Raw genomic sequence first — 26,379 nt, forward strand, 5'->3', positions numbered from 1 at the left:
GGGTCAAACATCAAAATAAACTTTAAGGTTGGCAACTCAAGATTGACGTTGGGCCATGCAGTTAAACTTTATGGTTGCGGCGGCGGCAGATTCAACCGCTCGGCCAGAAGCGCGACCAGCTCCTGTTGCGGCATGTCGGCATGGATGGCGAGCCTGCGCAACCCGAAATGCACATGCGCCACCTGCTGGTAATAGCGGGTGTAGACATAGTTCGTGCCCGCCCCGGCCACGGCCCCCAGCAACGGGATGGTCTGCGCCGCCAGCTTCTGCCCCAGAACCGTAGCGAGCCGCGGGGCGACCATCGCGATCAGCTTCTGCATCGCGGTGCCGGTCAGCGTCAGCCGGACCGAGAGAAAGCCCAGATCGGCCCCGTCATCAACCTCCAGCGGTCCGGCGGCGGAAAAGACCCGCACGCAGTCAAAACGCACGTTCTCGGCGGCAGGATCAAAACCTTCGGACGCCGCAACGCCCTGTATGGCGCGCAGCAGCATCGTGGTGGTCAACGGCAGTTCCACCAGAGCAGACGGCATCCCGCCCAAGCCCCCTGCCGCGCCCATGGCGGTGGTCACGGCGGTGTTCACCCAAGGCTTCTGATCCGGCACCGCCCTGCGCGAGCCTTGCGCGGCCTGCATCGCCACCTTGAGCGCCTGTTCGGTGCCCTCATAAAGCCCGGCGCGCACCGGTTCGGGCAACCGATCCAACAGTCCTTCGGCCTTGCCGCCCAACAGATTGAGCATCTGCACCCCGGCCCCACCGGCGGATTTGTACCGCGCGGCAATCCGGTCCAGTTCGGCATCCAGATCGACCGGTGCAGGGGTAATGACATCATGCATGCGAAACCCTCCTGCCGTTAAAGATCGGGGCCGCGCCCGCGGAATTCAATGCTTTACGCACCCCAGCGGGAAACCGGTCCTGAAATTCCCCTCCAGGCATCCAATACCAGATCATGGCCCAGAACACGTTCCGGATTGGTCGGAGCCGGCATCTCTACCGCCGCAAGACGGGCAAAGCCGAAGCGGCCATAATAGGGCGCGTCACCGACCAGCATCACGCGCTGCCAGCCCATGTTGCGCCCGGCCTCCAACCCCTCCTGGATCAGAAAACCGCCCAGGCCTTCGCCCTGATGGGTCGGGTGTACGGCGATGGGGCCCAGCAGCAAGGCATCTGCCGCGCCCACATGCACCGGCCAGAACCGGATCGCGCCTGCCAGCGTGCCATCACCATCGCGCGCCACATGCGACAAGCCGCGCACCGGGTCGACCCCGTCGCGCAGCCGGTAGGACGACAGCGCCTCGCGACCCGGCGCGAAACAGAGGTCGAGCAAGGCCTCGACCTCCCACCAGTCATCGGGTTGTTCCGGCCTGACTTCGATCACCTGCCCGCGCGCCTTCCCATTCAACGGTGGCCATCGCCCTATCACTTCGCTACCCCTTGGGCAAATGCTTGGAGACGCACGCAATGTTCTATCGCCCCGAGGACGGCCACGGGCTGCCGCACAACCCGTTCAACGCCATTATCACACCGCGCCCCATCGGCTGGATCTCCAGCCGGGATGCGAACGGCGTGAACAACCTCGCGCCCTATTCCTTCTTCAACGGCGTCGCGTATCAGCCGCCACAGGTGATGTTCGCCTCGACCGGTGACAAGGAAGATCAGGAACAGGGCAAGGACAGCCTGTCCAACATCCGCAAGACCAGCGTATTCTGTGTCAACATTGTCGAATACGCAGCCCGCGACGCCATGAATGCCAGTTCCGAGGCGCTGCCCCATCATGTGGACGAGTTCGACCATGCCGGCCTGACCGCGCAGGAGTGCGAAACCATCGACTGTTCTCGCATCGCAGATGCGCCCGCCGCTCTGGAATGCAAACTGACCCGGATTGTGGCTCTGCCGGGCGTATCAAACCACGTGGTCTTTGGCGAAGTGACCGGCATCCACCTGCGCGACGACTGCCTGCGCGACGGCGTTTTCGATGTCACCAGCTACCAACCGCTCGCCCGGCTGGGCTATCGCGACTATTCGGTGGTCACCGAGCTTTTCAGCCTGACAAGGCCCGACGACTGATGCCTTTTCCCGATCCGGCTCGCCGCTATCCGATCACTCTGCCTGATGGCACCGACCACAAGGGCTCGGTCTTTCTCAACCGCGTGATCGACCATCCCCGGTTCCAGGCGGGCGATTTCAGCTATGCGTCCGATTTCGATCCGCCCGAGGATTGGTGCGCGCGGCTCGCGCCCTACCTGTTCGATTTCTCCAAGGAAACCCTGCGGATCGGCAGGATCTGCCAGATCGCCCATGGGGTACGCTTCATCACCGCTTCGGCCAATCACGCGATGGATGGGCTGACCACCTTCCCCTTCCCCGCCTTCGATCTGGAAAACCGCGCCGGGTATCAGCCCGACACACGCGACACAGTGATCGGCCATGACGTCTGGATCGGCTATGGCGCCCTGATCCTGCCCGGTAGCCGGATCGGCAGCGGAACCATCATTGGCGCAGGCAGTGTCGTGCGCGGAGAAGTACCACCCTACTCACTCGTGACGGGCAACCCGGCGAACATCGTCAAATCCCGTTTTGAACCATCCCGGATTGCGGCGCTGATGGAACTGGAATGGTGGCACTGGCCTGCCGAGCAGATCGCAGTCGCCGAACCTGCTCCGCTCAAAGGCGACCTCGACCGGCTCAAGGCGATGGCACCAGAACGCTGAAGCACCCCCCTTGTTCATCTGGCCACACGTATCCCGGAGGCCGCCCCTGAAGTGCCATTGAACCAAGCGCCAATGGCGACGGCGGAGCCTCGCAACCGCGCGTCAGCGCATATAAGCGCGCCCCGCTGGATTGCGGCTCAGTGACCGCCCAGCATGCCGGTGCGCACCGAGTAATCCACAACCAGCCCGTATTCGGGATCGTCATCGCTGTCGATCATCAACTGGCCCGCCTTGGTCAGCAACTGATGGCAATCGCGGCTCAGATGGCGCAGCATCAGCGTCTTGCCCGCCGCCGCGTATTTGGCGGCCACAGCCTCGATCGCCTGCAGGGCGGATTGATCCACCACCCGGCTTTCGGCGAAATCGACGATCACGGTGTCCGGATCGCTGGAAATGTCGAATAGTTCCGCAAACCCATCTGCGGACCCGAAGAACAGCGGTCCCTGAATCTCATAAACCTTCGCGCCCTTCTCGGTGACCGACTCGCGGGTCACCGCATGAATGCGCTTGGCGTTGTTCCACGCATAGGCCAACGCCGAGACGATGACACCGACAACAACCGCAACGGCAAGGTCTTCCATCACCGTCACCACGGTCACCAGCACGATCACGAAAGCGTCCATCAAGGGCACCCTGCGCATGATCTTGAACGAGTTCCAGGCGAAGGTGCCGATCACCACCATGAACATCACGCCAACCAGAGCCGCCAACGGAATCTGCTCGATCAGAGGCGCGGCAAACAGGATGAAGATCAGCAGGAACATGGCTGCTGCAATGCCCGCCACACGGGTCCGGCCGCCGGATTTCACGTTGATCATCGACTGACCGATCATCGCGCAGCCGCCCATGCCGCCAAAGAACCCGGTCACCGTATTGGACACGCCCTGCGCGATACATTCCTGCGATGCCCCGCCACGTTTGCCGGTCATGTCACCCACAAGGTTCAGCGTCAGCAGCGATTCAATTAACCCGATCGCGGCCAGAATGACCGCATAGGGCAGGATGATCTCGAAGGTTTCCCAGTTCAGCGGCACCATCGGAATATGAAACGGCGGCAGGCTGCCCTGGATCGAGGCAAGATCGCCCACGCGCGGCACATCCAGACCCATCGCAATCACCAGAATGGCAACGATGCCGATCCCGGCCAGCGGTGCCGGCACGATGCGGGTGATGCGTGGCATCACCCAGATGATCGCCATGGTCAGCCCCACCAAGCCCAGCATCAGATAAAGCGGCATACCCGAGAGCCACTCACCGCCGCTCATGCCGTGCCCGGTGTTTTCCATCGAACCGGGCACCTTGAACTGACCCATCTGGGCCAGAAAGATCACGATCGCCAGACCGTTCACAAAGCCCAGCATCACCGGATGCGGCACCAGTCGGATGAACTTGCCCCATTGCATCACGCCCGCGATGATCTGCAGGATGCCCATCAGAACCACAGTTGCGAACAGGTATTCCACCCCGTGCTGCGCCACCAGCGCAACCATCACCACCGCCAGCGCACCCGTCGCGCCCGAGATCATGCCCGGCCGCCCGCCAATCAGCGCCGTGATCAGCCCCACCATGAAGGCCGCATAAAGCCCGACCAGAGGATGCACTCCCGCCACAAAGGCAAAAGCCACCGCTTCGGGCACCAGCGCCAGCGCGACCGTCAGACCCGAGAGCAGCTCTATCCGCAGACGCGAGGGCGTCAGTTTCTCATCCGGCATCCATCTGAGGTCGGGATAGGCGAATCGGCGTTCAAAAGCTGCCTTGAGGGCGCTCAACATGGGCTTATGTCCTGATATCGGGTCTGTTCGCGGCGATGGGGCGTCATACAGGGTTAAGCCGCCACAAGCCACGCCGTCTGCCGCATGGCTGCCATGCGTTATTCGCATAAGTGCCGCGCACGCCCTTCTCATGCCAAAGCATTTCGCTAGGGTGCACACACGGAGAAGGAGAGCCCATGCCCAAGATCCACAGCTGTCAGGATATCGAAGCGCTCGGCGGAGACGACTGGCTGACCCCGGCCGAACGCCAATTGATCGCCGCCTGCGCAGCGGGTGAAGAGTGCATCCTGGGCGATGGCACCCTGCCCCCGGAGGGTGACCCGAGCCCCGAGCGCGAACTCCGCGCCGAAGTCTTGCGTTACCTGATCCTGGGCGGCTGCGACGCCAATCCGGTGCGCGGCTGGGGCGTCATGGTCAAAGGCGCGCATGCAACGGGAGAGCTTGATTTTAGTTTTGCCCTCACCAAAGGCTTGGTCAGTCTGGTTTCGTGCCGTTTTCAGTCCTCGATCAGCGCCATACAAAGTCGGATCGAAGCGCTTCACCTTGCTGGCAGCGTCTTGCGAGGATTGAACGCACACGGAGCCAAAATAGAGGGGCACCTGTTTCTCAGGGATACTGAGATCATAGGAGAGGTCTTTCTTTCGGAAGCAAATGTGAACGGCCAATTTGACTGCGCGGGCGCGCGCTTTCATCCGAACAATGCCGTGGCGCTAAATGCACACGGATTACGCGCAGGCAGCGACGTCATTCTCCGTCATATTGTCGCTACAGGAGAGGTTTCTCTGACCGATGCTAAAATAGCCGGTCAGTTGGCTTGCCGAGGTGCTCGGTTCCAGCCTAATGACGGCAGGGCGCTCCATGCATCAGGTATTCAGGTTGGTGGCAACCTAAGCCTCCGACAGATTGTCAGCAGAGGCGAAATCACCCTGATCGGTGCGACAGTCAGCGGTCAGCTTCTCTGCAACGGCGCACAGATTGAAACCCAAGGGGATGAAGCCCTCAACGCGCAACGCCTTAGTGTCTTGGGCGGCCTCTTCTGGCGCGAGGTTAAAATCAAGAGTGGACGGCTCAGTTTTGCCTCGGCTCATATCAGCGATCTGGCTGACGACCCCGAAAGTTGGCCTGGTGGCAGGCGCCTCATACTCGCGGGCTTCACCTATGATCGAATAAGTGCCTCTTTCACAGATGCCGAACGCCGGATTGAGTGGTTGGAGAAGGGTGCCTTTTGGCGGGGCGAGTTCTTTCCTCAGCCCTTCACGCATCTCGCCAATACGCTGCGCGCCATGGGGCATGACAGCGACGCCAATATGGTGTTGTTCCGGCGCGAGCAATTGATCCGGCGGCATATTCGCCTGCTCTCGCGGGTCACTCCCAACGGGGATGTTTCGACTGGCTTTAGCAGCCTGTGGTGGGACTCCGTGAATGCTTTTCGCTGGCTCTGGGACCAGATGCTGCGCGTGGTACTGGGCTATGGGCATTATCCCTTTCGATGCTTCTTCTGGTTGTTGGGGCTGATCATTGCGGCGGCGATCATGGCGCAACTGACCTGGAGCGAAGGCTCTTTCGCGCCAAATTCGGGTCCGGTTCTGATCTCAGAGGGCTGGCAGGAGGCAGCCAGAATCCGTTGCGTTCGCGGGGACCCGGGTTATGGCACCGAGGCCTGCAACCCGGCGGCGCTCTGGTCCGCACAAAGCGCGCCGGGGCAGGATTGGGAGACGTTCCAGCCGCTGGCCTATGCCGCCGATCTGGTGATCCCGATCGTCAATTTCTCACAGACCGGTGCCTGGGCACCTTCAACCACCCGCGGTCCAATGGGGAAAGTTCTCTGGTGGGCACGCTGGTTTTGCACCGGCGCGGGCTGGCTTATCACCGCTCTGGTCGCGTCCATGCTGGCCGGCGCAATCCGGCAGGAGTGAGTTTTCCCGGTTGAATTCCGCTTCTGCCCCCGCCACGATCCGAAAAAACATCCATCGGGGACCAAGCCATGAGCAGCACAAAAATCGCCGTGATCGGCGGATCGGGCATTTATGACATCGACGGGCTGGAAGCTCCCGAATGGGTCAGTGTCGAAAGCCCCTGGGGCGCGCCCTCGGACCAGATCCTGACTGGCTCGCTGGGGGGGATCGACATGGCTTTCCTGCCGCGTCACGGGCGCGGCCATGTGCATTCGCCGACCGAGGTGCCCTATCGCGCCAATATCGACGCGCTGAAACGACTGGGGGTCACGGATGTGATTTCGGTCTCGGCCTGCGGCTCGTTCCGCGAGGAGATGGCACCGGGCGATTTCGTCATCGTGGATCAGTTCATCGACCGGACATTTGCCCGCGAGAAAAGCTTCTTCGGAACCGGCTGCGTCGCCCATGTCAGCGTCGCCCACCCCACCTGCCCGCGCTTGAGCGACGCCTGCGAGACCGCAGGCCGCGCGGCCGGTATCACTATCCATCGCAGCGGCACCTATCTGGCCATGGAAGGCCCGCAATTCTCATCCCTGGCGGAATCGAAGATGTATCGCGAACACTGGGGCTGCGACGTCATCGGCATGACCAACATGCCCGAGGCCAAACTCGCCCGCGAGGCCGAGCTCTGCTATGCCTCAATCGCCATGGTCACCGACTACGACAGTTGGCATCCCGATCACGGCGAAGTCGATGTGACCGCCATCATCGCCACCCTGACCGGCAATGCCGAGAAAGGCCGCGCTCTGGTCAAGGGCCTGCCTGCGCTGCTGGGTGCGACCCGCGCACCCTGCCCTCATGGCTGCGACCGGGCGCTGGAATACGCGATCCTGACCGCGCCCGAAAAGCGCGACCCGGCGCTTCTGGCCAAGCTGGACGCGGTGGCGGGCCGTATTCTGTGACACGGCTCGACGGGCTGGACGCCGCTCGGTATCTGGCCTTTTGCGGCATGGTTCTGGTCAATTTCCGGATCGTGGCCGAGGTCGCACCGGGGGCCGACTGGGCCTCGACGCTGATCAGCGCGCTCGAAGGGCGTGCGGCAGCGTTGTTTGTGATGCTGGCGGGGATTGGTGTGTCGCTGTCGCGGATCGGCGCGGGTCTGTTGCTGCGCCGGGCCGCGTTCCTGTTGGCACTTGGGATGGTCAACATGACCATCTTCGAGGCTGACATCCTGCATTTCTATGCGCTTTACTTCGTGGTTGGCGCAGCGTTTCTCACCGCCCCACCCCGGACACTTTGGGCAGGGGCGCTGGGTATTGTCCTTTCCGCTTTCATCGCGGTTCTGCTCTTCAACTACGACGCAGGCTGGGATTGGGAGGCGCTGACCTATTCCGATCTGTGGACACTGCCCGGCTTTCTGCGCAACGCATTGTTCAATGGCTGGCACCCGGTTCTGCCTTGGGCCGCGTTTTTGCTGATCGGCATGGCAATCGGTCGATCTGACCTGCGCCAGGTCTGCACCCAGCACCGCCTGATCTTATGGGGTCTTGCCGCCGCGCTTGTCGCGCTGGTGCCACAATATCTGACCCAAGAGCCTGAGCTTGCGGCCTATCTGGGCACTGAATCCATCCCGCCCGGCCCGTTCTATATCCTTGCCGGAAGCGGCACCGCCTGCGTCACCATCGGCCTCACCCTCAAGCTCTGGCCGCTGATCGAGCGCCTGCGGCTCGGGCGCGTCCTGACCGCGCCCGGGCGACAGGCCCTGACGCTCTATGTTGCGCATATCCTGATCGGCATGGGCACGCTCGACGCGCTTGGCCTGCTCGACGGCGCGCTCACTGCTCCGCAGATCGTCGCGATCGCGCTGGGGTTCTGCGCCCTGTGCTCGGTTTACGCCATAATGTGGCAAAAGGTCTTCCCACGTGGCCCACTGGAAGGCCTGATGCGCTGGGTCACTGAACCACGTCGCGCTGGCTGAAAACCCGTGTGTCTCGCGGGCAGGCATTACTGACCCCTCCCGTCGATCTGGCGCTGAACCTCATCCCAGAGCCCATGCGACCACAGATTGCCGTGATCCGCCCCTTCGACGATCATCAGGGAGCGGGGGTCGTTGGCGAAACCGAACAAGGCCTCGCCATGGGCCACCGGGATCACCTCATCTGCCGTGCCATGGGCGATGAAAACCGGCGCATCGACCTGTCCGATCCGGTCGCGCGATACGAACGGGTCCTTCATCAGGAACGAAACCGGCAGCCAGGGATATTGCTCGGCCGCCATGTCCACCGTCGCTGTATAAGGCGCCTCCAGCACCAGAAGGTCGATGCCCGCGCGCTGCGCCGCGACGGCGGTTGCGACACCGGTGCCAAGGCTCTGCCCGTGTACGATCACCGCTGCGTCACCGCCGGACAAACGGTCGAAATGTTCCAACCCGTCAGCGACAAACGCGACTTCCGAGGGCGCGCCACCGCTGCCCGGATACCCCCGGTAGCCCGGCGCATAGAGGCCATAGCCGCTGTCCAGGATATGACGGAACCGGTCTGCGCGGTCGCTCAGATTGCCGGAATTTCCGTGAAAGAACAGCACGGTCGGGGCGTCCTCCATGGTCGGCGGGGCGGTCCAGATGATCACCTCGGTCCCGTCAGCCATGCGGATTGTGTCCACAGATACCTCGGGCACCCCCGCCACCACAGGGGCCGCGACCTCACCCCCCGGTTTGAACACAAAAGAGCGTTGAAACAGGTACATATAGGCCATTGCTGACAGATAGGCTGCGACTGCAGCCACAAGAACACCGATCAGAATGCGTCGCGCAGCGGATCGCCCGGCCGAATTCTGCGTCGGGCGCGCATCGGGTTTGATATTCATCGTGTCGGACATCCGCTCCTCCTGCATCTCACCTGCATTCCAAATGTTTGTCCGCACCATCGCATTCAAGCCGCAAATGCTGTCGCTTGAATGAAGTCTTCTTCATTCTGGCACCTGCCCCGCCCCAACCGGACTTGCAAAGCCCGCGCGCATTGCACAGGCTGCGCCAAACCATAAGGACCCCATATATGTCTCCTGAGCTTTGGCTTGCCTTTGTCGCCGCCTCTACCGCCCTTTTGCTGATCCCCGGCCCGACCGTGTTGCTGGTGCTGAGCTATGCGCTCTCCAAGGGCCGCAGCGTCGCGGTTGCCTCGGCCTCGGGGGTGGCCCTTGGCGACCTGATCGCGATGAGTGCCTCGCTGGCCGGGCTGGGCGCGCTGGTGATGGCCTCGGCCACGCTGTTTTCGGTGCTCAAATGGGTGGGTGCGGCGTATCTGCTGTGGTTGGGGTACAAGCTGCTGCGCAGCGCCCCGTCCGAGGGGCTCTCGACTGTCAGGGCCACCGGCGATGTTACCGCGCGTGGCGTGTTCTGGCACACCGCTGCCGTGACGGCTCTGAACCCCAAATCCATCGCTTTCTTCATCGCCTTCGTGCCGCAATTCCTGCGCCCGGATCAGATGCTGCTGCCGCAATTCGCCATCCTTGTCGCAACCTTCGTCGCCCTCGGCGCGATCAACGCGCTGGCTTATGCGCTGCTGGCCGACCGGTTGCGGCGCTGGGTGGGGCGGCCTGCAGTGGTGACCGGACTGACCCGCGCGGGCGGTGTGACGCTGATGGGAATGGGTGTCGCCACAGCGCTGCTGCGACGACCTGCCTGACCCGTTAGCGGACACTTTCCCTTGCACCAATACCCTGACTGCGCCAAACCCTCAGGCGTCGCAACCACTTAGAGCACCCAATGCCCAAACACGCCACCGTCAAGGATTACATCCGCACCATCGTCAATTTCCCGCATGAAGGGATCATGTTCCGCGACGTGACCACGCTTTTTGCCGATCCGCGCGGGTTTCGCATGGCGATCGACCAGATGCTGCACCCTTATGCGGGCGAGCGGATCGACAAGGTGGTTGGGCTTGAGGCGCGCGGTTTCATTCTGGGTGGCACCATCGCGCATCAGCTCAGCGTCGGCTTTGTGCCGATCCGCAAGAAAGGCAAGCTGCCCGGTACCACCATCAGTCAGGACTACAAGCTGGAATATGGCGAGGCCATCGTCGAAATCCACGACGACGCGATTCAGGCGGGCGAAAAGATTCTGGTGGTCGACGACCTGCTGGCCACCGGCGGCACCGCAGCAGCGGGTATCAAGCTGATCGAGCGTCTGGGGGGCGAGATCATCTCGTGCGCCTTCATCATCGACCTGCCTGATCTGGGTGGCCGGAAAGTGCTGGAAAATCTCGGCATGGATGTCCATACCTTGTGCGAATTCGACGGCGAATAGCGAAAGAACAGGGCTTCATCTGACCAGCGATATCCCGAGGCCGTCGCCCGGAACGGGCGGTGGAGCAGCGCCCCTACCTGTTCTAAACCAATACAGCGCCCGGGTTCATGATCCCCAACGGGTCCAGCGCCGACTTGATCGCCCGCATGGCGCTCAGCTTGGCGGGGTCAGCATAACGTTGCAGATCGTCGGCCTTCAGCCGCCCGATCCCGTGCTCAGCGCTGATCGAGCCGTCCATTTCGTCCACCAGATCATGCACCGCGCGTTTCACCACCGGTGTCATGGTGGCAAAATCGGCGCGGTCCCGGCCCTTTGGCGGAAAGACATTATAATGCAGGTTGCCATCCCCTAAGTGCCCAAACGCGTTGATCCGGAACGGCCCGAGACCCGCCACCACCTCGCGCCCACGCATAATAAACTCGGGGATCGACGAAATCGGGATCGAGATATCATGGCTCGACACCGACCCGATCAGCCGGTTTGCCGCGGGTATCTGTTCGCGCAGCATCCACAGCTCATGACGCTGCGCCTGAGATTGTGCGATCAGCCCGTCGCGGACAACGCCGCGTTCCAGCGCGCGGGCGAAGAGGTGCTCCAATTGTTCCTGCGGGTTCAGGCCCGAGGACAGGCCGAATTCGATCAAAACCGACCATTCGGGCGTGCCGTCGAAAGGCTGGCGCACATCCGGCAGAACCTCAGTCAGAAAGCGCAGCCCCTCGCCGTTGATCAACTCAAAGGCGCTGATCCCTTCGGCCACCTGTTCGCGCGCCAGCGACAGCAACTCCAGCGCCGCAGCCGGAGAGGGCACGACCATGATCGCCGTTCCAAGCGCCGCCGGGATCGGGGCCAGTTTCAGCGAGGCAGCCGTGATGATCCCCAATGTCCCCTCGGCCCCGATCAGCAGATCGCGCAGGTCATAGCCGGTATTGTCCTTGCGCAACCGGCTCAGCCCGTTCCAGATCTCGCCATTGGGCAGCACCGCCTCAAGCCCCAGGCACAGATCGCGCGCATTGCCGTAGCGCAGCACATTCAACCCGCCCGCATTGGTCGACAGGTTGCCGCCAATCCGGGCCGAACCCTCAGCCGCCAGCGACAGCGGAAACAGCCGCCCCGCCTCTGCCGCCGCGGCCTGCAGATCGGCCAGGATCGCGCCCGCCTCGGCCACCATGACGTTTTCGGTCGGGTAAATGCCGCGCACCCGGGTCATCCGTTCCAACGAGATCAGCAGCGGCGCGGGACCGTCCGGTTTGACCTGGCCGCCCACCAGGCCGGTGCCACCGCCATAGGGCACGATGCCAACCCGCGCGTCACCAGCAGCCCGCACCAGTTGCGCGACCTGCGTGGTATCATGCGGCAGGGCCAACACACCGGCCTGCCCGTGCCATCGTCCGCGCGGCTCTTCCAGATAGCGGGGTGCCACCGGGCGCAGGACATCCTCGGGAAAGAGTTCGGCAAGCCGTGCGGCAAAGCGCGCATCTGCGGGGTTCAGATCCATGCGCCACCCTCACCCGAACCGTGCCGCAGCCGCAACCGCTATTCCTGTTCGATCAGAAATTGCGGCTCCAGCACGATAACCGTCGGTCGGTCCGGCAGGGTGGCCAGCGACACCTCGATCGAACTTTCGCCCGGCTGCTGCACGGCAAAGACATCCGATATTCCGACCAGAAAGGCGCCCAGCGAATAGCGCGAAAACCAATGCATCGGAATGATCACCGAGCTTTTTAGCCGCCGCAGCGTCTGGATCATCTCGGGCAGCGGCATGGTGGTACCACCATCCACCGCCGCCATCACCACATCCAGCCGCCCAAGTGCCGCAAATTGTTCGTCACTCGGCACGTGATGCAGATGACCCAGATGCCCGATGCACAGCCCCTCGACCTCGAACACGAAAATGGAATTGCCCTTGTCCTCGCGCCCGCCATATTGCGAACGGATATCGGTCGAGACATTGCGGATCAGCACTTCGCCCAGATCCAGGTGATGCTCGATCCCTTCGCCAAATGGCCCCCAGCCTTCCAGCACATGCGGGATCGCCGGGTCGGGAAAGGCGGTCCAATGGGTATCATGGGCGTGGTTCATGGTGACGATATCGGGGATCAGCGGGGCGGACCCGACAAAGCCGGTGAAATCGGTCACCGCATTCAGCCCGCCACGTGTCTGAATCAGAAAACTGGCATGCGCAATGTAACTGATCCGCACCGAATATTCCGGCACCGGCGCCTGCCAGTTTGCCTTATGCAGATACGAAATCCCCGGTGCCGCATCCGCAATGGCGATGCAATGGCTCGGCCGCCGCTCTTGCGCCGCCGCCGCCCCGGCCAGCATCAATAGAAAAATGAATACACGCCACATGCCCAACTGTAGCACAGGCACATTTTTTCTTCTGTTCAAAAATACCTCGGGGGAGTCGCCCGGTACGGGCGGCGGGGGCAGCGCCCCTACCCGGTTAGCGTCTTGCCGCGCCGGTCCGAGCGCAGACAGGCATAAAGCACATGGGTCCGCCAGCGCCCGTCGATCTGCAGATAAGATTGCGCGACGCCTTCATATTTGAACCCCGACCGTTCCAGCAACCCGCGAGAGGCCGCGTTTTCCGGCAGGCAGGCGGCCTCGATCCGGCTCAGATCAAGCCGCGCAAAGGCATAATGCACCACCGCGCCAATTGCTTCGCGCATATAGCCCTGCCGCGCATGAGCCGCCCCGGTCCAGTAGCCCAATGTGCCAGCCTGGGCCGGGCCACGGCGGATATTGTCCAGCGTGATCGCCCCGATCAGACAGTCATCCGAGCGGCGGAACAGAAACAGTGGCACCGCCGTGCCCGAGGCAACCGAGCGCTGCGCCCAGTAAACCCGGTTGGTGAAAGCCTTGCGGCTCAGGTGATCGGGGGCCCAGCTGGGCTCCCACGGGATCAGGAAATCGCGGCTGGACTGGCGCAGCGCCGCCCATTCGCGGAAATCGGAATGAACCGGCGGGCGCAAGCTCAGGCGCTCGGTCTCGAGTTTCAGCCTGCGTTTGCCCAGCAGCATCACGCCGCCCGCCGCTCCTGCAATTCGGCAAGGCTTGGCGCGTCGGCAACAGGTCCGTAAAGCGCCAGCGCCGCAGGCGCATCAACCGCCATCCGCGCGGCAAACGCCTTGACATCCACCGTGGTCACCGCGTCGATCTTGGCGATGGCCTCGTCCAGCGAGGGCACCTCGTCCCAGATCTGCACCAGCCGCGCCAGACGCTCGGCCCGGTTCGAGGGACTTTCCAGCCCCATCAGCATCCCGGCCTTCATCTGCGCCCGCGCCCGCGCGACCTCTGCCTGACTCATGTCGTCGGCGGCGCGTTTCATTTCATCAATGGTGATCGCCGCCAGTTCAGCGACCTGCCCGGCCGAGGTGCCGGCATAGATCGTGGTGGTGCCGGTATCTGCGTAGGCGCCAGCCTGAGCGAAGATCGTGTAACAGAGGCCGCGCACCTCGCGGACCTCCTGAAACAGCCGCGAGGACATACCGCCACCCAGCGCGCTGGAATAGATCTGCGCGGTATAGATCTCGTCATCGCGATATCCCGGCCCTTCGAGCGCCAGCGCGAAATGAGCCTGTTCCAACTCCTTGTCGCGCCGCGCCTCGCCGCCAATGAAACGGGCAGGTTCGGCGATCAGGCCCTTGCGGGGCTGCAGGTGCCCGAACATCTGCTCGGCCGCCTTGACCAGCGCGTCGTGATCGACGGCCCCGGCGGCAGACAGGATCATCTCTTCCGGGCCGTAATGCTCGGCGACAAAAGCCGACAGATCATCGCGGGAAAAGCTGCTGACCCGTTCGGTGGGGCCAAGGATGGTCCGACCCAGAGGCTGGTCGCGATAGCTTTCTTCCTGCAGCCAGTCAAAGATCACGTCGTCAGGCGTGTCATGGGCCTGACCAATCTCTTGTAGGATCACGCCACGCTCGACCTCAATCTCGCGAGGGTCAAAGATCGGGTTCATCACGATGTCGCCGATCACATCCATCGCCAGCGCCACGTCCTCTTTCAGGACGCGGGCGTAATAGGCGGTCACCTCGCGCGAGGTATAGGCATTGATATAGCCGCCCACATCCTCGATCGCCTCGGCGATCTGCAAGGCGCTGCGGCGCGCGGTGCCCTTGAACGCCATATGTTCAAGGAAATGCGCAATGCCGTTCTGTTCGATCCGCTCATGCCGCCCACCGGCGGTCACCCAGATGCCAATGGCCGCCGATTGCAGCCCCGGCATGTGTTCACTGACAATGCGAAATCCGTTGGCCAGTTGATCCTGTTGTACCGTCACGCAGGTATATGCCCTTTGATATGCTCTTGGATGGTGCCCAGATCATTGGCGATGCGGGTCACCCGTTCCGACCTCTCATACAGGTCCGACATGCGCGGGGGAAGAGGCGGAAACACGCCGCTGGCCTTCTCGACCGCTGCGGGGAATTTCGCGGGGTGGGCGGTGGCCAGCGTGATCATCGGCACGTCACTTTTGCGCTGATCTTCCGCGACCTTAGCGCCGATGGCGGAATGCGGGCAAAGCAGCTCACCGCTCGACGCCAATGTCGATTTTATTGCCGCCATCGTCTCGTCTTCCGAAACCCGGCCCGAATCAAAGCTCTCATGCAGCGCTTGCAGCGCGCCCTGGCTCACGTCGAAGCCGCCCGCTTTAAGCTCGTCCATCAAGGCAGCGATGGCGCGGCTGTCCTGATCATAAGCGTAGTAGAGCGCGCGTTCGAAGTTCGAACTGACCTGAATGTCCATCGACGGGCTGATCGAGGGGATGGTGTCGCCCTTGTGATACCCCTGCCCCGACAGGCAGCGGTGCAGGATGTCGTTCTGATTGGTCGCCACCACCAGCCGGTCGATGGGCAGCCCCATGCGCTTGGCCAGATAGCCCGCGAAGATATCGCCGAAATTGCCGGTCGGCACGGTAAAGCTGACCTTGCGATGCGGTGCGCCGAGGCTGACGGCGGCAGAGAAGTAATAGACGATCTGCGCCAGCACCCGGGCGAAGTTGATCGAGTTCACACCAGCCAGCCTGACGCCATCGCGGAAGTCGAAATCGTTGAACATGTCCTTGAGCGCGGCCTGGCAATCATCGAAATCACCATCCACGGCCAGCGCATGCACATTGCTGTCGGCGGGCGTGGTCATCTGGCGGCGCTGCACCTCGGACACGCGGCCATGGGGGTAGAGGATGAACACATCCACCGCGTCCAGCCCCCGGAACGCCTCGATCGCGGCAGAGCCGGTATCACCAGACGTCGCCCCCACGATGGTCACCCGCTCGCCGCGCTTCTTCAGCGCCACCTGGAACAGCTGGCCGATCAGCTGCATGGCGAAGTCCTTGAAGGCCAGCGTCGGGCCGTGGAACAGCTCCAGCAGGAAGTGGTTCTCGTTAAGCTGTTTCAGCGGCGCGCGGGCGTCATGGTCGAACCCCGCATAAGCGCGGGAGATGATGTCGCGAAACTCCTGCTCGGAGAACGACCCGCTCACATAGGGCCACATCACGCGAAAGGCGATTTCCTCGTAAGACTGCCCCGCCAGCGCGGCGATCTCGTCGTGGCTCAACTGCGGGATCTCGGCTGGCAAATAGAGGCCACCATCACGCGCAAGCCCGGTCAGCATCGCCTCCTCAAAACTCAGTTCGGGCGCCTGCCCGCGGGTCGAGATGTATTTCATGCGGTCTCGCTTTCAGGTCGGGCGCGGGTGCGCCACAGGAAGAACCCCGTCATCCCGGCCCAGACGGCGGCAAGGCCAAACCAGGTGACGGCGTATTGCAGATGGTCGTTCGGGATACCGGCGCTGGCCACAGGCAGTGGCGTGATGCCCGGATCGGTCACGTTGCGCGCGATCAACAGCACCGGCTCGGTGCCGAGCGCCTCGGCCAATGCGGGCACATCGCGGGCGAACCAGATGTTTTCCTTCAAGTCCGGCTCGGGCGTGTAGCTGTCGATCTCCTGCGGCCAATGCAGATTGCCGGAGAGCTCCATTGGACCAAGCGCGCGCGATGTTGTGTGGTCTTCGATGCCAACAAAGCCCCGGTCCACCAGAATCCGGCGCCCCTCGGTCTCAAACGGGGCGATGATGCGATAGCCCGGACCGACCTGCTTGACCGAGACCAGCACCGGCACCTCGCCCGCCAGCATCTCACCGCTCAGAGCGACCGGCAGGTAGCGGTCATCCTCGGGATCGGGGCGAAGCGGCAGGGCGACGGGCGCGGCGCTGATGCGCGCGTCGATATCGGCCAGAATACGCTCTTTCCAACTCAGCCGCTGCGTCTGCCAGGTGCCAAGCGCAACCAGCGTACCGAACCCGGCCAGTCCAAATAGCAACAGAAAAAGAATGCGGTGCATCATTCGGTCCGAGGTCCTAAGGCGCGGTAATGCGCCAATTGGCCTTGTTTCCTGCGCCTTGAGGCAATTTGCAATACGCAATTCGCATGTGGGTGGCAGGACCGGGCGTCGGGCCGCAAAAAAGCCGCTCGAAAGCGGCTTGCAGGCAATTTGGTGCCCGTCGGGACAAGGCGCTTGAACGCCTTGCCCGTTATCTCTTGCACGTTAGTAGAGCGGTGCCTGTCCCCAGATATAGACGGCAACGAACAGGAACAGCCAGACAACGTCCACGAAGTGCCAGTACCAGGCCGCCGCCTCGAAGCCCACATGCTTTTCGGGGGTGAAATCACCCCGCAGGGCGCGGATCAGACAGACCGTCAGGAAGATCGTGCCGATGACCACGTGGAACCCGTGGAACCCGGTCGCCATGAAGAAGTTCGAATAGAACTGATCGCCACCAAAGGTCCAGTCTTCGTGCAGCAGCAGCTCGGCATATTCAAACGCCTGCAGCGCGGTAAAGGCGATGCCCAGAACGATGCCGATGGCCAGCCCCTGCACCAGCGCCTTGCGGTCGCCCTCATGCACCAGCGCGTGGTGCGCCCAGGTCACGGCACAGCCCGACAGCAGCAGAACCAGTGTGTTGATCAGCGGCAGGTGGAACGGGTCCACTGCGTGGATCGCAGGGGCGGTATATTCAGACCCGATATAGTCCTGCATCGGGTAGATACGGTGTTTGAAGAAGGACCAGAACCAGGCGAAGAAGAACATCACCTCGGACATGATGAACAGGATGAAGCCATAGCGCAGACCGATCCGCACGACGGGCGTGTGATCGCCAACGTGGCTTTCGACCACCACTTCGGACCACCAGGCAAACATGGTGTAGAGAACGCCGACCAGGCCCCCCCAGAACATCCAAGCGGTGATCCCGTGCATCCACAGAACCGCGCCAAACAGCATGACAAAGCCGCTGAGCGCACCGATCAGCGGCCAGATCGAGGGGGTCAGAATGTGATAGTCGTGGTTCTTAGCATGTGCCATGAGTGTCCCTCACCTTGCGGCCTTAATTCGGAGTGGTTTGCGCCTGCGTATCAAGGGCGGCGTAGCCCTCGGGCAGATCTATTTCGTAGAACGTATACGACAGCGTGATCGTATGTACATATTTGCCGTCCCGGTCCGCGACGATCTCGGGATCGACAAAGAAGGTGACCGGCATCTGCACCCGTTCGCCGGGCTGCAGCACCTGCTCTTCAAAGCAGAAACAGTCGATCTTGTCGAAGAAACCGCCCGCCGTGTAGGGCGTCACATTATAGGACGCCTGCCCAGCAATGGGTCGATCCGTTGGATTGTAGGCCTCGTAAAAGGCCAGCCCGGTTTCGCCGATGCGCAGTTCCATCTCGCGCTCGACCGGGGTGAACTCCCACGGCATGTCGCGTTCTTTCGAGGCGTCGAAGCGCACCTTGATGGTCTGGTCGAGAACGGTATCCGCCCCTGCGGCGGAAACCCCGGTGACCCCGCCAAAGCCGGTGACCCGGCAGAACCAGTCGTAGAACGGCACCGAGGCCCAGGCGAGGCTGCCCATCAGCACCACAACGCCCACGGTCTGCATCACTGTCTTCTGGGGACCGCTCAGCGCCATCAGTTGGATACCTCGTCGCGCGGTGGCTCAAAATCGCCGCGGGTCACCTTGACCACGGTCAGACCGAACACGATCACGATAAAGGCCGCCAGCGTCAGGGCCACGCCCAGGTTGCGGCCATGGCGACGCTTGTGCAGTTCATGGGGCTGGCGCAGGCTCATGACCAGCCTCCCAGACCGTAAGGTTTGAGCAGCGCCTCAGCAAGGATCGCGCCGAAATGCAGGAAGAGGTAGAGCAGCGACAGTTTGAAGAATCCGCGCTCGACCTTGAAATTATCCGCCTCGGACATGACTTCATCCCGGCGCCAGATGCGCCAGGCGCCGCGCAGGAACAGAGCGTTCAGCACCAGCGCCACCGCCAGATAGATCGGGCCGCCGATGCCCGAAAAGGACGTGCCCACCGCCAGCAGCGCCAGCAGGATCGTATAGACCAGAATATGCACCCGTGTGGCGCGGCGGCCATGGGTCACGGTCAGCATCGGCACGCCCGCATCGTCGTAATCGCTGCGCATGAACAGCGCCAGCGCCCAGAAATGCGGTGGTGTCCACATGAAGGTCAGCGCGAACATCAGCCACGGTTCCACCGACATCGACCCGGTTGCAGCGATCCAGCCGATCACCGGCGGGAAGGCCCCTGCCGCGCCACCGATCACAATGTTCTGCGGCGTCGAACGCTTGAGCCACATGGTGTAGACCACGGCGTAGAAGAAGATGGTGAAAGCCAGAAACGCGCCAGCAAAGACATTGGTCGCTAGACCCAGCATGATCACGCTGAGCCCCGACAGCGCCAGACCCAGCGCCATGGCCTCGCCCGGTTCGATCTTGCCAGCGGGGATCGGGCGGCCCTTGGTCCGCTTCATCACCCGGTCGATATCGGCGTCCCACCACATGTTCAGCGCGCCGGAGGCCCCGCCACCGATGGCAATGAACAGGATTGCGCAAAAGCCGATGAACGGATGCACAGGGACCGGCGCGGCCAGCAGGCCAACCAGCGCCGTGAACACCACAAGCGACATCACGCGGGGCTTCAGCAGGGCGAAGTAATCGCCGAAGCTGGCCTCGTCCTCGCGGCCCGCGCTCTGGGCTGTGCTGGCGTTGATGCTCGCGTCGCTCATCTTGGTCCTTTTGGGTCAAAAGGTGCGTGAAATCACGCACCCTGCATCGTTTCAGTGCGGTGGGCCGCTGTTACTGCGCGGCCACCTGATAGCTTTGCGGCAGACCGGCATATTCGTCGATCGCACCCTTGAGCCATGCGTCATAGACCTCCTGGCTGACGACCTTGACGGTGATCGGCATATAGGCGTGGTCCTTGCCGCACAGTTCGGAACACTGGCCGAAATAGATGCCTTCCTTGTCGGCCTTGAACCACAGTTCCGCCAGACGGCCCGGCACCGCGTCCTGCTTCACGCCGAAGGCGGGAATGGTCCAGGAGTGGATCACGTCCGCCCCGGTGACCTGCATCACCACGATCTTGCCTACCGGAACGACCACGGCCGTGTCGGTGGCCAGCAGGTATTCATCCTGGCTGTAACCGGCCTCTTCCAGCCCCTCGCGGTCCAGCATGAAACTTTCGAACTCGAACTCGTGATCGACATATTCGTAGCCCCAGTACCACTGGTAGCCGGTGACCTTGATGGTCAGGTCCGCCTCGGGGATTTCCTGCTGCTTGAACAGAACCGGCAGCGAATAGGCCCCGATCAACACCAGGATCAGGATCGGCCCGATAGTCCAGGCGATCTCGACCGGGGTATAATGCGAAAACTTCGCCGGGGTCGGGTTCACGCGGCTGTTATAGCGAAAAATCGCATACAGCAGCAAACCGGCGACAAACACGCAGATGACCGTGATGATCACCAGGATCAGGCCATCCAGCCATTGCAAGTCGCGGGCCAGTTCGGTCGCGGCGGGCTGAAAGCCAACTGCACCGTCAACGGGCTTGCCGATTATCTCAAGCTCCTGCGCCATGGCGGGTAGGCTCGTAAGGGTGGCGAGAAGCCCCGAAAGCGTCAAAACGTTCTTCATTTTCTGTCCTGATCGGTTGATCTTTGCGTCCCTGTCCGGCCGAGATGAATCAATTCAGATTCCGACCGTTGTCATTGGCTGCGGTAAAAACCATATTCCGGGAGGCAGATAAAGCAAAATGCTTGCGTCAAACAGACGCTATTTTTGATCTGGATCAAATAAAGAGGCCAAACGCATGTCAGAGACCCCGTTCCGCCCCTTCGAGACCGCACTTCCGCAGGATGAGGCGCTGGATGTACTGCGGCACGCGACCGGGGGTGCCGATGATGGCGAGCTGTTTGTCGAACGCCGCCGGTCCGAGTCGCTGACGTTTGACGACGGGCGGCTGCGCAGCGCGTCCTATGACGCGGCCGAGGGGTTCGGACTGCGCGCGGTTCGAGGCGAGGTGGCCGGGTATGCCCATTCCACCGATGTCTCGATCCCGGCGCTGCGGCGGGCGGCGGAGACCGCGCGTCTGGCCGTGGGAGATGGCGGCGGCACGTTGGCCGATGGCCCCGCCCCTACCAACACAAGGCTTTACACCGATCACGACCCGATCACCTCGGCCGAGTTTCCGGTCAAGATCGACACACTTCGCGAAATCGACGCCTTTACTCGCGACCTTGACGCAAGGGTGGTACAGGTGACCGCCTCAATCGCCGCCTCGCTGCAAGAGGTCGAAATCCTGCGCCCCGACGGCGCGGTGGTGCGCGACACGCGCCCGATGACCCGGCTGAACATCTCGGTCATTGTCGAACAGGACGGACGCCGCGAAAGCGGCTCTGCCGGTGGCGGTGGTCGTGTGGGGCTCGATGGGCTGATCGACCCGGTGGACTGGCAGGCCAAGGCGCGCGAGGCCTTGAGAATCGCCAAGGTGAACCTTGAGGCGGTGCCTGCCCCTGCCGGCGTGATGGAGGTGGCGCTGGGACCGGGATGGCCCGGCATCCTGCTGCACGAGGCGATCGGCCACGGGCTGGAGGGCGATTTCAACCGCAAGGGAAGTTCCGCCTTTGCCGGGCTGATGGGCCAGCAGGTGGCCGCCAAAGGTGTGACCGTTCTGGATGATGGCACGATCCCGGACCGGCGCGGCTCGATCTCGGTGGACGACGAGGGCACGCCTTCGGGCCGGACCACGCTGATCGAGGACGGGATTTTGGTGGGATATATGCAGGACCGGCAGAACGCGCGACTGATGGGCGTGGACCCAACCGGCAACGGGCGGCGTCAGAGTTTTGCCCACAAACCGATGCCGCGTATGACCAACACGGTGATGTTGGGCGGCGATGCAAAGCCCGAGGATCTGGTGGCCGAGATCAAGGATGGCATCTGGGCGGTGGGTTTTGGCGGCGGTCAGGTGGACATCACCAACGGCAAGTTCGTGTTCTCCTGCACCGAGGCCTACCGGGTCGAGAACGGCAAGATCGGCGCGCCGGTCAAGGGCGCGACGTTGATTGGCGATGGCCCCTCGGCGCTGCGGCAGGTGCGCGGGTTGGGCAATGACATGGCGCTTGATCCCGGCATGGGCACCTGTGGCAAGGATGGTCAATGGGTGCCCGTGGGCGTGGGCCAGCCGACCGTGCTGATGGACGGTCTGACCGTTGGCGGATCGGCGGCCTGAGCGGGAAATTCGACAATCTTCGGCAAATTTGCACCGATTCATAGGATGTTAACCTCGTGAGTCGTACACCGGTTCTGCACAGAAGCGGAGCCACGGATGACCGAAGATCACATTTCTTCCTATCACCCCCCACTCCCACCCACCACGGAAGAGGATCGTTTTGCGTGGCTCCGTCTTCTGCGCTCGAGACGGGTTGGTCCGGCGACCTTTCGTCGGCTCATGTCGGAACACGGCACGGCGCAGAATGCGCTGACGGCGCTGCCTGAAGTGGCGCGCAAAGCCGGGGTCGAGGATTACGAAACATGCCCGCCCGGCGTGGTCGAGGCAGAGTTCAAGGCCGCAAAAGCCGCCCGCGCGCGGCTTTTGTGCCTGGGCGATCCGGACTACCCGCGTCAGTTGATCGACCTCAATGATGCCCCCCCGATTCTCTGGGCGTTGGGCGACGTGTCGCTGCTGCACCGTCCGATCATCGCGCTGGTGGGCGCGCGCAACAGTTCTTCTCTTGGGACGCGGATGGCGCGGGCGCTGGCCCATGATCTGGGCGCGAAAGGCTTTGTGGTTGTCTCGGGACTGGCCCGCGGCATCGACGCCGCCGCCCATACCGCCGCGCTCGAGACCGGAACCATTGCCGTCATGGCAGGCGGGGTCGATGTGATCTACCCGGCCGAAAACACCCATCTTGCAGAGAATATCGCCGCGCAAGGCCTGCGGATTTCCGAGCAACCTGCCCGCCTGTCGCCACAAGCGCGGCATTTCCCGCGTCGCAACCGGATCATCTCGGGCCTGGCGCAGGCCGTTGTCGTGGTCGAGGCCGCCGCCAAGTCCGGCAGCCTGATCACCGCGCGCGATGCGTTGGATCAGGGCCGCGAGGTGCTGGCGGTGCCCGGCCATCCGTTCGACGCGCGCGCGGCGGGCTGCAACCATCTGATCCGCGATGGCGCGCAACTGGTGCGCAACGCCGAGGACGTGATCGCGGCACTGCCCACCGAAGAGCCTGCCGCGCCGCAGCCCGACCTGAACGATCTGATGCAGGACCTGCCGCAAACGCCACAAACACGCAGCCTGGGCGACACTGCGCAACTGCATGGCCAGATCCTGAACCGCCTTGGCCCCTCGCCGATTGCCGAAGACCAGCTGATCCGCGATATCGGCGCCGCGCCCGGGGATGTCGGTCCTGCCATTGTCGATCTGGAACTGGACGGCAAGATTCAACGGCAGGCAGGTGGGCTGCTGGCACTGGCAAATTGATCGCCGGTTCGCACCCGCAACAGCATCGCAGACCGGAATTCCCAGTTTCTGACGCCCCCATTTCGACAGCCTTCCGCCTCGGCCCGTCGCAGAAAATCGCGACCTTTCGTCGGGGCGGTTTCAGATGGATTGACAATTCCCTCTTGCACCCCACATCTTGCCCGGCCATAGAACGCGCCGTGTTCGTTGCATGAGGTTTCCATATAAATGCCTGTAGTTGTTGTAGAATCCCCGGCCAAAGCAAAAACGATCAATAAGTATCTTGGCTCTGACTACACGGTTTTGGCCTCTTACGGCCATGTGCGTGACCTGCCGCCCAAGGATGGATCGGTCGATACCGAGCATGATTTCGACATGAAATGGGAGGTCGGAACCGACAGCCGCAAACATGTCAAAGCCATCGCCGACGCCCTGAAGGACGACAACGAGTTGATCCTCGCCACCGACCCCGACCGCGAGGGCGAGGCGATCAGCTGGCACCTGCAGGAGGCGCTGACCAAACGCCGCTCGATCAAGAAGGACACGCCGGTCAGCCGGGTGGTGTTCAACGCGATCACCAAATCCGCTGTCACCGAGGCGATGCAGAACCCGCGCCAGGTCGACATGCCGCTGGTCGAGGCCTATCTGGCCCGCCGCGCGCTGGACTATCTGGTGGGCTTCAACCTCAGCCCGGTTCTGTGGCGCAAGCTGCCAGGCGCAAAATCGGCAGGCCGCGTGCAATCGGTCTGCCTGCGTCTGATCGTCGAACGCGAAATGGAAATCGAAGCCTTCAAGCCAGTGGAGTACTGGTCGGTCAAGGCGATCTTCGAGACCCCGCGCGGCCAGACCTATGAGGCGCGGCTGACGACGCTGGCGGGCAAGAAGCTCGACAAGCACGATCTCGGCAACGCCACCCAGGCGGAACTGGCTGTGCAGGCGATCACCAGCCGCGCGCTGAGCGTGACGTCCGTAGAGGCAAAGCCCGCCGCACGCAACCCTTCCGCCCCCTTCATGACCTCGACCCTGCAGCAGGAAGCCAGCCGGAAATTCGGCATGGGCGCCCGCCAGACCATGAGCACCGCACAGCGGCTCTATGAGGCCGGTCACATTACCTATATGCGGACCGACGGGATCGACATGGCCCCCGAGGCCGTGACGGCGGCGCGCGACGCGATCAAGGACCGGTTCGGTGCTGAATACGTGCCCGACAGCCCGCGCATGTACAAAAACAAGGCCAAGAACGCACAGGAAGCGCATGAATGTATCCGCCCCACGGACATGACGCGTGATGCCGAGGCGTTGAAGCTGAAGGAACCGGATCAGCGCAAGCTCTATGACCTGATCTGGAAACGCACACTGGCCTGCCAGATGGCAGCGGCCCGGCTGGAACGCACCACGGTCGACATCACCAGCGAGGATGCTCAGGTCGGCCTGCGCGCCACCGGTCAGGTGGTGCTGTTTGACGGGTTCATGCGCGTCTATGAAGAAGGCCGCGACGATGCCGACGGCGATGACGACAAGCGCCTGCCGCAGATCATGCAAGGCGAGCCTGCCCTCTTTGCCAAGACCTCACTGGTCGATCAATTCACCAAGGCCACCGGTGATACGCCGGTGACCGAAGGCGCGAAAGTGGCGAAAGAGGCGGTGCTGGCCGAAAACGAGGCGGTGCTGGCGTTGCAACACCACACCCAGCCCCCGCCGCGCTATACCGAGGCGACGCTGGTCAAGCGGATGGAGGAACTGGGGATCGGGCGGCCCTCGACCTATGCCTCGATCGTGACCACGATTCAGGACCGCGAATATGTGCGCAAGGACAAGAACCGGCTGATCCCCGAGGAAAAAGGCCGGATCGTCACCATCTTCCTGCTGAATTTCTTCCGCCAATACGTCGGATACGAGTTCACCGCCAATCTGGAAGAGCAGCTTGATAACGTCAGCGCTGGCGAAGGGGACTACAAGGAACTGTTGGGCCGGTTCTGGCGCGATTTCTCTGCGGCGATCTCGGAAACCTCGGATCTGCGCATCACCGAAGTGCTCGACAAGCTGGACGCAGCGCTGGCCCCGCAGCTTTATCCGCCGCGCGAGGATGGCTCGGACCCGAGGGTCTGCCCCAAATGCGGTGCGGGTCAGTTGCACCTGAAAACCTCGCGCACCGGCGGGTTCGTGGGCTGCGGCAACTACCCCGAGTGTCGCTATACCCGCCCAATCAGCGGCGATGCCGATGACACCGGTGACCGGGTTCTGGGCGAGGATGCGGGCGACGAGATCAGTCTGAAAAAGGGCCGGTTCGGACCCTATGTGCAACGTGGCGAGCCCACCGAAGAGAACAAGAAACCACCGCGCGCCAGCCTGCCCAAGGGCTGGTCTCCGGATGATCTGGACCTTGAAAAAGCGCTGATGCTGCTCTCCTTGCCCCGCGAGGTCGGCGCGCACCCCGAGGATGGCGAGATGATCGAGGCCGGGATTGGGCGCTATGGTCCCTTCGTCAAGCATGGTCGCCTTTATGCCAACCTAAAGGAAGCTGATGAGGTCTTTACCATTGGCATGAACCGCGCGGTCGAGGTGCTGGCGCAAAAAGCCGCCTCGCGCGGGGGACGTGGCGCGGCGGTCAAGCCTCTGAAAGAGTTGGGCGAGCATCCTGAAAGCGGCGGCGCAGTGAATGTCATGGAAGGCCGGTACGGGCCTTACGTCAAATGGGAAAAGGTGAATGCAACCCTGCCCAAGGGCACCGAGCCTGCAGACGTAACCATGGAGATGGCGGTCGAGTTGATCGCCGAGAAAGCCGCCAAGAAAGGCGGACGCAAGAAAGCTGCGCCAAAAAAGAAATCAACTGCCAAGAAACCCGCCGCCAAAAGCGCATGATCCCATGCCGCCCGTCTGAGAGGGTCTCCTTC

25 protein-coding genes are annotated in these 26,379 nt (G+C 62.6%); 10 read left to right on the top strand and 15 right to left on the bottom strand.

The window, feature by feature from the left end; genetic code table 11:
* Nucleotides 1–68 precede the first annotated feature (68 nt).
* A complete protein-coding gene (locus M3P21_RS17400) occupies nt 69–833 on the bottom strand; it encodes an EcsC family protein (RefSeq protein ID WP_249711968.1) in 765 nt (254 codons plus the stop codon).
* A gap of 53 nt (nt 834–886) precedes the next feature.
* Entirely contained in the window at nt 887–1,375 is a 489-nt protein-coding gene (locus M3P21_RS17405) for a GNAT family N-acetyltransferase (RefSeq protein WP_249711970.1), read from the bottom strand.
* 83 nt (nt 1,376–1,458) lie between these two features.
* Between M3P21_RS17405 and M3P21_RS17410 the strand changes: the two genes are divergently transcribed.
* Together M3P21_RS17410 and M3P21_RS17415 are read left to right on the top strand one after the other, a co-directional pair.
* Entirely contained in the window at nt 1,459–2,064 is a 606-nt protein-coding gene (locus M3P21_RS17410) for a flavin reductase family protein (RefSeq protein WP_249711973.1), read from the top strand.
* Nucleotides 2,064–2,708, top strand: coding sequence for a CatB-related O-acetyltransferase (locus M3P21_RS17415; RefSeq protein WP_249711975.1), 645 nt, complete (start codon nt 2,064–2,066; stop codon nt 2,706–2,708). The genes M3P21_RS17410 and M3P21_RS17415 overlap by 1 nt, the downstream gene beginning before the upstream one ends.
* A 137-nt stretch (nt 2,709–2,845) precedes the next feature.
* Here M3P21_RS17415 and M3P21_RS17420 read toward each other — a convergent pair whose 3' ends face one another.
* Entirely contained in the window at nt 2,846–4,480 is a 1,635-nt protein-coding gene (locus tag M3P21_RS17420) for a SulP family inorganic anion transporter (protein ID WP_249711977.1), read from the bottom strand.
* A 176-nt stretch (nt 4,481–4,656) separates the two neighbouring features.
* On the opposite strand from M3P21_RS17420, the gene M3P21_RS17425 reads away from it, so the two are divergent.
* From M3P21_RS17425 to M3P21_RS17435, 3 genes are all read left to right on the top strand, one after another.
* The gene (locus M3P21_RS17425; protein WP_249711979.1) at nt 4,657–6,396 is read left to right on the top strand and encodes a hypothetical protein; all 1,740 of its coding nucleotides are present in this window, start codon (nt 4,657–4,659) and stop codon (nt 6,394–6,396) included.
* Nucleotides 6,397–6,464: 68 nt separating this feature from the next.
* Entirely contained in the window at nt 6,465–7,337 is an 873-nt protein-coding gene (locus M3P21_RS17430) for an S-methyl-5'-thioadenosine phosphorylase (protein WP_249711981.1), read from the top strand.
* Nucleotides 7,334–8,353, top strand: a complete 1,020-nt coding sequence (locus tag M3P21_RS17435) for a DUF418 domain-containing protein (protein ID WP_249711983.1) — start codon at nt 7,334–7,336, stop codon at nt 8,351–8,353. The genes M3P21_RS17430 and M3P21_RS17435 overlap by 4 nt, the downstream gene beginning before the upstream one ends.
* A 26-nt stretch (nt 8,354–8,379) precedes the next feature.
* Here the strand turns inward: M3P21_RS17435 and M3P21_RS17440 are convergent, their stop codons facing one another.
* Entirely contained in the window at nt 8,380–9,252 is an 873-nt protein-coding gene (locus tag M3P21_RS17440; protein ID WP_249711985.1) for an alpha/beta hydrolase, read from the bottom strand.
* 176 nt (nt 9,253–9,428) lie between these two features.
* Here M3P21_RS17440 and M3P21_RS17445 point away from each other — a divergent pair, with 176 nt between their 5' ends.
* Together M3P21_RS17445 and M3P21_RS17450 are read left to right on the top strand one after the other, a co-directional pair.
* Nucleotides 9,429–10,058: a LysE family translocator gene (locus M3P21_RS17445; RefSeq protein ID WP_249711987.1), complete on the top strand. Its 630-nt coding sequence runs from the start codon at nt 9,429–9,431 to the stop codon at nt 10,056–10,058.
* An 80-nt stretch (nt 10,059–10,138) separates the two neighbouring features.
* Entirely contained in the window at nt 10,139–10,678 is a 540-nt protein-coding gene (locus tag M3P21_RS17450; RefSeq protein ID WP_249711989.1) for an adenine phosphoribosyltransferase, read from the top strand.
* Between the two features lie 82 nt (nt 10,679–10,760).
* Here the strand turns inward: M3P21_RS17450 and M3P21_RS17455 are convergent, their stop codons facing one another.
* The 11 genes from M3P21_RS17455 to coxB all read right to left on the bottom strand — a co-directional run bounded on the left by M3P21_RS17455 (nt 10,761) and on the right by coxB (nt 20,661).
* Nucleotides 10,761–12,173, bottom strand: coding sequence for an FAD-binding oxidoreductase (locus tag M3P21_RS17455; protein ID WP_249711991.1), 1,413 nt, complete (start codon nt 12,171–12,173; stop codon nt 10,761–10,763).
* A gap of 38 nt (nt 12,174–12,211) precedes the next feature.
* Nucleotides 12,212–13,030, bottom strand: a complete 819-nt coding sequence (locus M3P21_RS17460) for an MBL fold metallo-hydrolase (RefSeq protein WP_249711993.1) — start codon at nt 13,028–13,030, stop codon at nt 12,212–12,214.
* Nucleotides 13,031–13,116: 86 nt separating this feature from the next.
* Nucleotides 13,117–13,701 carry a GNAT family N-acetyltransferase gene (locus tag M3P21_RS17465; RefSeq protein ID WP_249712057.1) on the bottom strand — a complete coding sequence of 195 codons (585 nt, stop codon included), beginning with the start codon at nt 13,699–13,701 and terminating at the stop codon, nt 13,117–13,119.
* Entirely contained in the window at nt 13,701–14,963 is a 1,263-nt protein-coding gene (locus M3P21_RS17470; protein ID WP_249711995.1) for a M16 family metallopeptidase, read from the bottom strand. The genes M3P21_RS17465 and M3P21_RS17470 overlap by 1 nt, the downstream gene beginning before the upstream one ends.
* Entirely contained in the window at nt 14,960–16,348 is a 1,389-nt protein-coding gene (thrC, locus tag M3P21_RS17475) for a threonine synthase (RefSeq protein WP_249711997.1), read from the bottom strand. The genes M3P21_RS17470 and thrC overlap by 4 nt, the downstream gene beginning before the upstream one ends.
* The gene (locus M3P21_RS17480; RefSeq protein WP_249711999.1) at nt 16,345–17,022 is read right to left on the bottom strand and encodes an SURF1 family protein; all 678 of its coding nucleotides are present in this window, start codon (nt 17,020–17,022) and stop codon (nt 16,345–16,347) included. The genes thrC and M3P21_RS17480 overlap by 4 nt, the downstream gene beginning before the upstream one ends.
* Before the next feature lie 204 nt (nt 17,023–17,226).
* Nucleotides 17,227–18,042: a cytochrome c oxidase subunit 3 gene (locus tag M3P21_RS17485; protein ID WP_249712001.1), complete on the bottom strand. Its 816-nt coding sequence runs from the start codon at nt 18,040–18,042 to the stop codon at nt 17,227–17,229.
* A gap of 22 nt (nt 18,043–18,064) precedes the next feature.
* Complete coding sequence (locus tag M3P21_RS17490; protein WP_249712003.1) at nt 18,065–18,640, bottom strand: cytochrome c oxidase assembly protein; 576 nt, start codon at nt 18,638–18,640, stop codon at nt 18,065–18,067.
* Complete coding sequence (locus M3P21_RS17495; RefSeq protein ID WP_249712006.1) at nt 18,640–18,801, bottom strand: cytochrome c oxidase system small membrane protein; 162 nt, start codon at nt 18,799–18,801, stop codon at nt 18,640–18,642. The genes M3P21_RS17490 and M3P21_RS17495 overlap by 1 nt, the downstream gene beginning before the upstream one ends.
* Nucleotides 18,798–19,754 carry a heme o synthase gene (gene cyoE / locus M3P21_RS17500; protein WP_249712007.1) on the bottom strand — a complete coding sequence of 319 codons (957 nt, stop codon included), beginning with the start codon at nt 19,752–19,754 and terminating at the stop codon, nt 18,798–18,800. The genes M3P21_RS17495 and cyoE overlap by 4 nt, the downstream gene beginning before the upstream one ends.
* A gap of 70 nt (nt 19,755–19,824) precedes the next feature.
* Nucleotides 19,825–20,661 (bottom strand): cytochrome c oxidase subunit II, encoded by an 837-nt coding sequence (gene coxB / locus M3P21_RS17505; protein ID WP_249712008.1) that lies wholly within the window; start codon nt 20,659–20,661, stop codon nt 19,825–19,827.
* A 175-nt stretch (nt 20,662–20,836) separates the two neighbouring features.
* Between coxB and tldD the strand changes: the two genes are divergently transcribed.
* The 3 genes from tldD (at nt 20,837) to topA (ending at nt 26,347) form a co-directional block, all read left to right on the top strand.
* Complete coding sequence (gene tldD, locus M3P21_RS17510) at nt 20,837–22,258, top strand: metalloprotease TldD (protein WP_249712010.1); 1,422 nt, start codon at nt 20,837–20,839, stop codon at nt 22,256–22,258.
* A 96-nt stretch (nt 22,259–22,354) separates the two neighbouring features.
* A complete protein-coding gene (gene dprA / locus M3P21_RS17515; protein WP_249712013.1) occupies nt 22,355–23,506 on the top strand; it encodes a DNA-processing protein DprA in 1,152 nt (383 codons plus the stop codon).
* A gap of 207 nt (nt 23,507–23,713) precedes the next feature.
* Nucleotides 23,714–26,347 (top strand): type I DNA topoisomerase, encoded by a 2,634-nt coding sequence (gene topA, locus M3P21_RS17520; protein WP_249712016.1) that lies wholly within the window; start codon nt 23,714–23,716, stop codon nt 26,345–26,347.
* The last annotated feature ends 32 nt before the right edge of the window (nt 26,348–26,379 follow it).

Source organism: Ruegeria spongiae (genome assembly GCF_023502395.1).
Classification (GTDB): domain Bacteria; phylum Pseudomonadota; class Alphaproteobacteria; order Rhodobacterales; family Rhodobacteraceae; genus Ruegeria_C; species Ruegeria_C spongiae.